This is a genomic window from Paenibacillus tianmuensis, from assembly GCF_900100345.1.
Classification (GTDB): domain Bacteria; phylum Bacillota; class Bacilli; order Paenibacillales; family NBRC-103111; genus Paenibacillus_G; species Paenibacillus_G tianmuensis.
This window is the reverse complement of record NZ_FMTT01000003.1, coordinates 105,310-112,810: the sequence shown is the minus strand read 5'-3', so window position 1 is coordinate 112,810 and position 7,501 is coordinate 105,310. Positions and strand designations below refer to the sequence as shown.

General features: G+C 47.6%; 5 protein-coding genes and 1 pseudogene. 3 read left to right on the top strand and 3 right to left on the bottom strand.

The genetic code is table 11. From position 1 onward, the window contains the following. Nucleotides 1-290: 290 nt before the first annotated feature. From BLO51_RS03285 to BLO51_RS03275, 3 genes are all read right to left on the bottom strand, one after another. The gene (locus BLO51_RS03285; protein ID WP_090666812.1) at nucleotides 291-932 is read right to left on the bottom strand and encodes an NAD(P)H-dependent oxidoreductase; all 642 of its coding nucleotides are present in this window, start codon (nucleotides 930-932) and stop codon (nucleotides 291-293) included. 82 nt (nucleotides 933-1,014) lie between these two features. After that, nucleotides 1,015-1,917, bottom strand: a complete 903-nt coding sequence (sigJ, locus tag BLO51_RS03280) for an RNA polymerase sigma factor SigJ (protein ID WP_090666810.1) — start codon at nucleotides 1,915-1,917, stop codon at nucleotides 1,015-1,017. 259 nt (nucleotides 1,918-2,176) lie between these two features. Then, nucleotides 2,177-3,652, bottom strand: a complete 1,476-nt coding sequence (locus BLO51_RS03275; RefSeq protein WP_090666808.1) for an amidase family protein — start codon at nucleotides 3,650-3,652, stop codon at nucleotides 2,177-2,179. A gap of 370 nt (nucleotides 3,653-4,022) precedes the next feature. Here BLO51_RS03275 and BLO51_RS03270 point away from each other — a divergent pair. The 3 genes and pseudogenes from BLO51_RS03270 to BLO51_RS03260 all read left to right on the top strand — a co-directional run. Continuing rightward, nucleotides 4,023-4,565 (top strand): annotated as a pseudogene (locus BLO51_RS03270) (transposase family protein); the annotation flags it as partial. 221 nt (nucleotides 4,566-4,786) lie between these two features. Beyond that, nucleotides 4,787-6,316, top strand: coding sequence for a spore germination protein (locus BLO51_RS03265; protein WP_167670096.1), 1,530 nt, complete (start codon nucleotides 4,787-4,789; stop codon nucleotides 6,314-6,316). Beyond that, a complete protein-coding gene (locus tag BLO51_RS03260) occupies nucleotides 6,231-7,493 on the top strand; it encodes a Ger(x)C family spore germination protein (protein WP_090666804.1) in 1,263 nt (420 codons plus the stop codon). The genes BLO51_RS03265 and BLO51_RS03260 overlap by 86 nt, the downstream gene beginning before the upstream one ends. The last annotated feature ends 8 nt before the right edge of the window (nucleotides 7,494-7,501 follow it).

Here is a 7,501-nt window from a genome sequence, read left to right as displayed (position 1 = left end):
ACCTTCGCCAGAAACATTTATATGTACGTGAATATCATCGACAATAAAGTAAGAGGTTTGAAAATTATATAGTATCCGGTTGCATTCAAGTTTGTTGTAAAGAACAGCGACACTTCGCTGTTGGGGTTGTTGGGAATGGGAAGTAAGGATGCACCCTCGCCTGTTTACCGGACTGCAAGGCTCCTAGACAAAATGCAGCCCGCCCTCTAGCGAGGGACGAGCTGCATTTTTCGTTTTACTTACGTACGAACGGAAAAATTAATTGCGGCACAGGGGTACTTATACCGAGCTCACATCGCTTCAAGATCCAGCAGATAATTTTTATACCGATCCAGATAACTTATGCGTTGCTCATTTGATATATATTCGGGTTGGTAGACGACAAAAGGATTCAAGACTTTGATGTGGGAATACTCTAGCATGCCGACTTCAATGTGTTTAATCCAATCTCTGATCGGTCCCTTTTGTCCTTTCAAGGAATAGGATTCTTCTGAAGCACCCGTGGTCATGATACATATTGCCTTTCGGCCGCTTAAGTTTTGAGGAACACCGTCAATATGTCCATAGGCAAATCCATAGGCAAATACCCGATCGACCCACCCCTTCATGATTGCAGGCATGGAAAACCACCATACCGGAAATTGGAACAAGATCAAGTCCGCCCATAGCACCTTGTCTTGTTCTTGCTGAATCTCTTCTGCAAAGCGTTTATGAATCGAGGAATTCATTTGCTCTGCAGATAGACTTAAAAACTCGCTGTTTTTTCGCTCCATAAAATCATAATAATCCGCAATGGGATTGAATTTCATTGTGTACAAATCTGAAATCTGTACTTGATGCCCTGCTCCAGTCAGTGTTTCCACCGCCAGATTCTTCATTGCGGCATTGAAAGAGTTTTGTTCCGGGTGAGCATAAACGATGAATACCTTCATAGCTGACCTCCATTGTTTTTTTGATTGTACATTAACGAAGACAATTGAATGAGCAAATCTGTGACAACGATGCGCAAAAAAATCAGGATGGCAGTTCAAGCAAGCGGGCCGCACTATTCAATTTGTCCGGATTCATCATGACATAAACACGCGAAATGGCCGAACCGTCCGGAGTGAAAGCCAGTGCGTAAACGCCATACGGTTTGCCGCCATGCATCACCATGAAGCTGTTGTGGCCGTTGACGACAACCGACCGGATAACGCCATTCTGGAGATAACGAGAAATGGAAAAAGCCAGCAAAGCCCGGACGCGGTCCCGGCCATAAATCGGATTGACAGCGGCTTTCACTTTGCCGCCGCCGTCTGAAAGCAAGATGGCGTCTTCGCTCAGCAATTCGACGATGGAGGCGATATCTCCGGCGCGAAAGGCGGCACTGAACGATGTGCTGAGCGCCTCAGCTTCCGGATTCAGGGGTGCTATCGGCACGCCGGCGTCGTTCTTCTGTACGTCCAGCTTGCGCTTGCCGCGACTGAACAGTTGCCGGCAATTGACAGCAGATTTGCCGATCATTTCGCCGATATCCTCGAATGTGAAGCCGAGTGTTTCCCGCAGTACGAAAACGGCCCGTTCCGCCGACGTCAGCCGCTGCATGACGACCAGATATGCGTAGGCGATGTCATCCTTCAGGGCCAGTGCTTCCGCGGGATTGCCTTCGGCCGCTGTGACGATTGGTTCGGGCAGCCATGGGCCGATATAAGTAGTTTTCGCCTTGCGCGACGATTTGAGTTCGTTCAGGCAGCGGTTGGTGACAAGTTTGCACAGGTACGCTTTCATATTGGCGATTTCGCCGGAATTGTGGTGCTGCAGCGAAACGAACACGTCCTGGACGACATCTTCGGCGTCCTGCGCCAATCCGAGCATCCGGTAGGCGATGGAGAAAAGAAGCTGGTGATACTGTTCATAAAGAGCATGGTAATCGAGCATTTTTATCCATTCCCATCTGCATAATAGGTGAGAAATCCGAAGCCAAAATCTTTGATATTTCGTAAGCGATTGTTTCAAATAAGTTGAGAATTTTATTGTCAGCAATTTATCTTACTAAAGGGTTTTTCATAAATATTGCAAAAAAGGTCACTTTGCGAACATGCAAAGATCTTGCCTATTATTCAGTCCTTTTTGAAGATAAATTCAACATTCTATTTGAGAACTATCTGGTTGTTCTGTTCCGCTATTCTGAGGGAGTTTAGCCCATATCTGGCGGACGACGGAAACGTGTTGCCTGCTCAAAACTATAGGCGATGCTGATTAGCGTGGGTTCACTAAAAGCCTTCCCGGAAAAGACAACGCCAAATGGACCCTGCGTCGAATCGCCATCCGCATCAATTGTTCCTTTGGCTGAATAACCGGCAGGCACCGTAATAAGGGGATACCCTAACCGGGCAGCAATATACATGCCATCAATGTCACCTGGTAACATTAATGCATCTAAGCCGTGTTGATCGAGTACATAGTCAATCCCTTGCGTTACAGCCGGCTGACTATATTCTTGACGTTTAAGTTGATAGGTTGTCTCGTTTAACGCATTTTGTTCCGAGCGAATCAGATTGTCTTGGCCAAACTTCAATGCGGAAGCAGCGTGTTTCTGATTATAAGCTATCAGATCTTGAAGAGAATGCACGGGCATATCCGAATTCAACTTCGAAAAATAGCGGTTCAGGCCTGTTTTGAATTCGTAGCAGATAACATCATTGTTCCATGGGTGCTGTTCCATATGGAGGTCCACAGGATCGACAACTGTAGCACCTTGCTCACGCAGAACATTGATGGCGGATTCCATGATGGAAAGTCTTTCTTCATCTAACGACCGATAGTATTGTCTGGGAATCCCGATACGAGCTTTATGCAGAAAATCTCGGTCGAGATAAGTTGTGTAGTCGCGTAATATACGATGCGGGCTAGCCCAAGTTGCCTTATCGTTTTCGTCAATCCCGACGATTGCCCCAAGTAAAATCGCTGCGTCAGTGACTGTCTTGGAAATTGGTCCTGGCGTATCCTGACTTGCGGAGATCGGAATAATGCCGCTGCGGCTCGCAAGTCCTACAGTAGGCTTTATTCCGACGAGAAAATGTTGGCTGGCCGGCCCAATAATCGAACCTGCGGTTTCTGTTCCGATCGCTGCTGCCGTCAGGTTCGCCGCTACGGCTGCAGCCGATCCTGAACTTGACCCGCTGACAAAGAGCTTGCTAGGTCCATATGGATTCAACACATATCCGCCTCTGGAACTGTATCCAGCTGGCATACGGTTTGACATAAAATTCGACCACTCGGTCATATTTGCCTTACCCAGAAGAACTGCGCCGGCAGCACGAAGCTTTGTGACTATGAACGAATCTTCATGAGCAAACGACTCAGCCAATGCGATTGAACCAGCGCTCGTATGCATCCGGTCGCGCGTATCGATGTTATCCTTGAGCAGGATTGGAATTCCGTGTAGCGGCCCCCTACTACCTGTTGTATTTCGCTCAAGGTCAAGACTCCTTGCGATTTCAAGCGCATCTGGATTGATCTCTAATACGGCATTGATCAAAGGATTATACCTATGAATGCGTTCGATATATGCAAGAACGAGGGCTTCGGAAGTGCATTCACCCGTAGTCATTGCCTTCCGCATGCTCACCAAATCGGCTTCCTGAATCCAATCTTGCAAGTTGATGCTCATATATTTAGTACCCCCGGTGCTGGTAAATTTTTAGACAGCAGTAACATGGTAACATGCTGCCTTACCAAGGGTATAGGGAAAGTTTCGATTAGATTAGAAAGTATCGGTTGGGCATTGCAATAGAGCTTTACTTTCCCGAATGTCAATGTTGAAACTATAGAAATCTACCCTTTAGTCAAATTGCATAACAAATCGACTATCAGTGCATCTCTCTCCAGAATTGTTCTGGATTCTCAATAATTTCATTAGAATAATGGCTCAAAACCGAAATCAGTTCTTGACGAATTAAGCTGAGGCTAGAAAAATGGAAAAACATCTGCTAATCCTGTAATGTTGTAAGTCCGACCAAACAACAAAAAGGAATAAACAGATGCAAACCCAGTATATCAATGAAATGCTCAACTTGCCAGAGCTAAAGATAAACCAAATTCTATCCATCAATGCTGATGAACTTCACATAGAAGCTGTACCACTGGACGACAAACAATGCTGTCCCTGCTGTGGATCGGATCAAGCCGTCATTCGCAAGGGAAGCAATGACATGCGGATCGTCCGGCATCTGTCCGTGTTTGAGAAGAAAACCTATTTGCATGTACCGTCCACTCGCCTGTTATGTACGCGCTGCAAAGCTGGGTTTGTATGGATGTACGAATTTGTCGGACCGAAGCAGCGCTACAGCAGACTTTTCCGGTCCCATACCGCTGAACAAGCATTCGGTTCTACAGCAGCGCATAGCGCCCGCATGCAGCAAGCGCCAGTCAGCACCGTACAACGCATTCATAACGAGGCGGTTCCGGTTGAGTACGAGCGGGTCTGTGAGCAAGTGTGGGAAGAAGCCAAAGAAACGACTGATCTGGTTTTAGACGTCGATGATTTTGCAATCAAGAAAGGTCATGCGTATAACACCGGGATTTTCAGCGCCGCCATTACTTCACACGAAATCGCAGTCGCTATAAAGCAGGCATTCTGATCGAATGTAACCGCCATCGGATGTTGGGCTAGCAGTCAAGCACTGATTTTGAGGTTGAGCCATAATTTTTCGACAAAAACTTTTCACTGTCCTGTACATATAATCTTATCCTAATTGGAAAAATAAGATCATGGTTTGGAAAATCGGGACAGGGGTGGCAAAGAGTGTTATCCAAATGGTCTCATCTTAAAAAGCTCTTTGTAAAGAATCGACCGCAAGCAAAGCATAATCCGGATTCATCTTCCGATTCCATTTTGCTAAATAAGAGCCTTGCGGCCAATATAGCTTCGCTGCGTCAAGCCTTTGACCAGTGTCAGGATCTAGTTATTCACGATTTTTTCATCGGTGATATACAGGCTGTGATCATTTATTTTGAAGGTGCAATCGACACCCAGACGCTGAATCAGAATGTGCTTAGCCCTCTGGTTGACGTCACCCAATCGCCTCGCACGCTAACCGAAATTTCGTCGATGCTCACTTCGCCTAAATTTCGCAGCGTCGCACTTCTGTCAGATGTCATCGCTGGAATAACGGAAGGCAATGCCATTCTATGTTGCAACGGGATGGAGGAAGCCTTACTTCTCTTCTTGTCCAAATGGGAGCATCGCTCCATCGAAGAGCCGCAAGCAGAATCCGTGGTGCGCGGGTCACGTGAAGGTTTTACCGAACTTATCGGACTGAACCGCTTACTCGTTCGTCGAAGGTTAAAATCCCCCCGCCTCAAGACGCTTTCTTTAAAGCTGGGCAGCTTGAGCCAAACCCAAATCAACGTGATGTACGTGGAGGGAAACGTCGACCGTGAGTTGGTGCAAGAGGTGATGTCAAGGCTTAACCGCATCCGGACGGATATAGTTACGGAGAGCAACAGCCTCGAAGAGTGGATTGAAGACCACCCGTTCTCCCCATTCCCTCAAGTGCAATCGACGGAACGCCCTGATGTCGTTTCTGCGGCGTTATCCGAAGGCCGGGTGGCAATTCTGGTCGACGGTACTCCGTTCACGCTGCTCGTTCCAGCGACACATATCGCTTTCCTTCAATCGCCCGAGGATTACAACCAACGCTTTCTTGTAAGCACGGCGATCCGCTGGCTGCGGTATTTATTCTACATAATTTCCTTGGTCGCGCCTTCTACTTATGTAGCTGTTATTAGCTATCACCAGGAGATGGTGCCGATCTCACTGCTCATGAGGATCGCCTCTACGCGAGAAGAGATCCCATTCCCAGCCTTTTTTGAAGCGTTCATCATGGAGATCATTTTTGAAGCCTTGAGAGAAGCCGGTCTGCGGCTTCCGAAGCAAATTGGCTCTGCGGTCAGCATCGTCGGAGCGCTCGTCATCGGTCAAGCAGCTATCCAAGCCGGACTCGTGTCGGCGCCGATGGTTATGGTGGTAGCGATTACGGGAATCGCGTCTTTCATGGTGCCACAGTATGCGACCGGGGCGGCGATAAGATTGCTGCGCTTTCCCATTATGATACTTTCGGGTTTGCTCGGCTTTTTGGGCCTAATGATCGGGCTGATGCTCATTCTCACTCACTTGTGCGCCTTGCATTCGTTCGGCCATCCCTACCTTCAATCGATTGCCCCTATACGTTATCGGGAATGGAAGGATGTGTTTTTGCGTGCACCTTCGCCATACCTGCATCAGGAAGCGGTGTATGCGACTCCGCAAGACAAAAAATCGAAACGCAATTAAGTGGGGATGGCGAACAACCGCTTATTTTACGCTCCTTACTCTTCTGCTTTCGGGCTGTTGGGATCGCAAGGAAACAAACGAGCTCGGCATGATTCTTACTGTAGGATTCGATCAGCTCGTCGACGGTACCAAGGAGGTTAGCATCCTCTGGTTTGTCCCCGGCGCAGGCGGAGGTGAGAGCGGTGGCCAAAGCGGAAGTAGTAGCGGAGGACGTCAAGGAAATATTTACCGCTATACTGGTACCGGTCGAACGGCAACCGAAGCCTACAGCAGTATCCAGCAGAAAATCACCCGTAGGCTGTTCTGGGCGGAGACAAAGATCGTCCTGTTTGGGGAAACACTTGCGAAAGCGGGGATTTCTGATGAACTTGACTTTCTGTTCCGCAATCTAGATACCCGTGAGCAGATGAGATTATTCCTCTCGGAACGCTCCGCCAAAGAAAAGATTTATGAATTATCTGATCCGAATGTTGTCAGCTTGCTGCTTTCATTCGCCCAGGATGCTAAATTTCGCTCAAATACATTGGTCGAGGTGATGCAAGGCATCAGTGGCGAATCCAAGGCGTTCTTCCTACCATATCTGGATACTCGTAAAATCAATGTAAATTTGAAGCAAACAGGAATTTGGCAAGAAGCCGATAAAATAGCCGTGATTTCGCAACGGAAGCTTACGGGCTCTTTGGAAAAGAAGCTAGCCAAAGGAAATTTATGGTTGGGCCCAAATCTCTTGCGTAGAATCGTCGGTGTCCCGTTCGGGAAAGACGGCCAACTAGTCACTCTGGAAATTATCCGTCATAAATTTCGTTTGAGACCGCAGGTTTCGGGGAATAAGTGGTCAATGGAGGTGAGAATCGATGTAGAAGCTGATGTGTACCAAAATACATCCAACGTCAATTTCTTCGCCGCGGAAGATAACTTGAGGAAGCTAGAAGGACCCTTTAATAAAGAAATCCAAAAAGAAGTGGAATCCGTGATCGAGTATCTCCAAACGGAGGCTCGTGCGGATGCGATCGGATTCGGTCATGCCTTCCATTGTCGGTACCCAAGTATCTGGAAAAGAGAGAAAGCGAACTGGAATGAACGGTTCCCGAGTGTGGAGACGAAAGTGGTCGTCAATAGCAAAATTCGCCGTGCGGGTCTTTCTACGTTGATCCAACTGACGGATCCTAAAAAGTGATAAACTGG

What these genes read in the sequence shown, in the direction of transcription:
- BLO51_RS03260 (WP_090666804.1), top strand. Translation starts at nt 6,231, where the DNA reads ATGTGTTTTTGCGTGCACCTTCGCCATACCTGCATCAGGAAGCGGTGT.
- BLO51_RS03275 (WP_090666808.1), bottom strand. Translation starts at nt 3,652, where the DNA reads ATGAGCATCAACTTGCAAGATTGGATTCAGGAAGCCGATTTGGTGAGC.
- BLO51_RS03285 (WP_090666812.1), bottom strand. Translation starts at nt 932, where the DNA reads ATGAAGGTATTCATCGTTTATGCTCACCCGGAACAAAACTCTTTCAAT.
- sigJ (WP_090666810.1), bottom strand. Translation starts at nt 1,917, where the DNA reads ATGCTCGATTACCATGCTCTTTATGAACAGTATCACCAGCTTCTTTTC.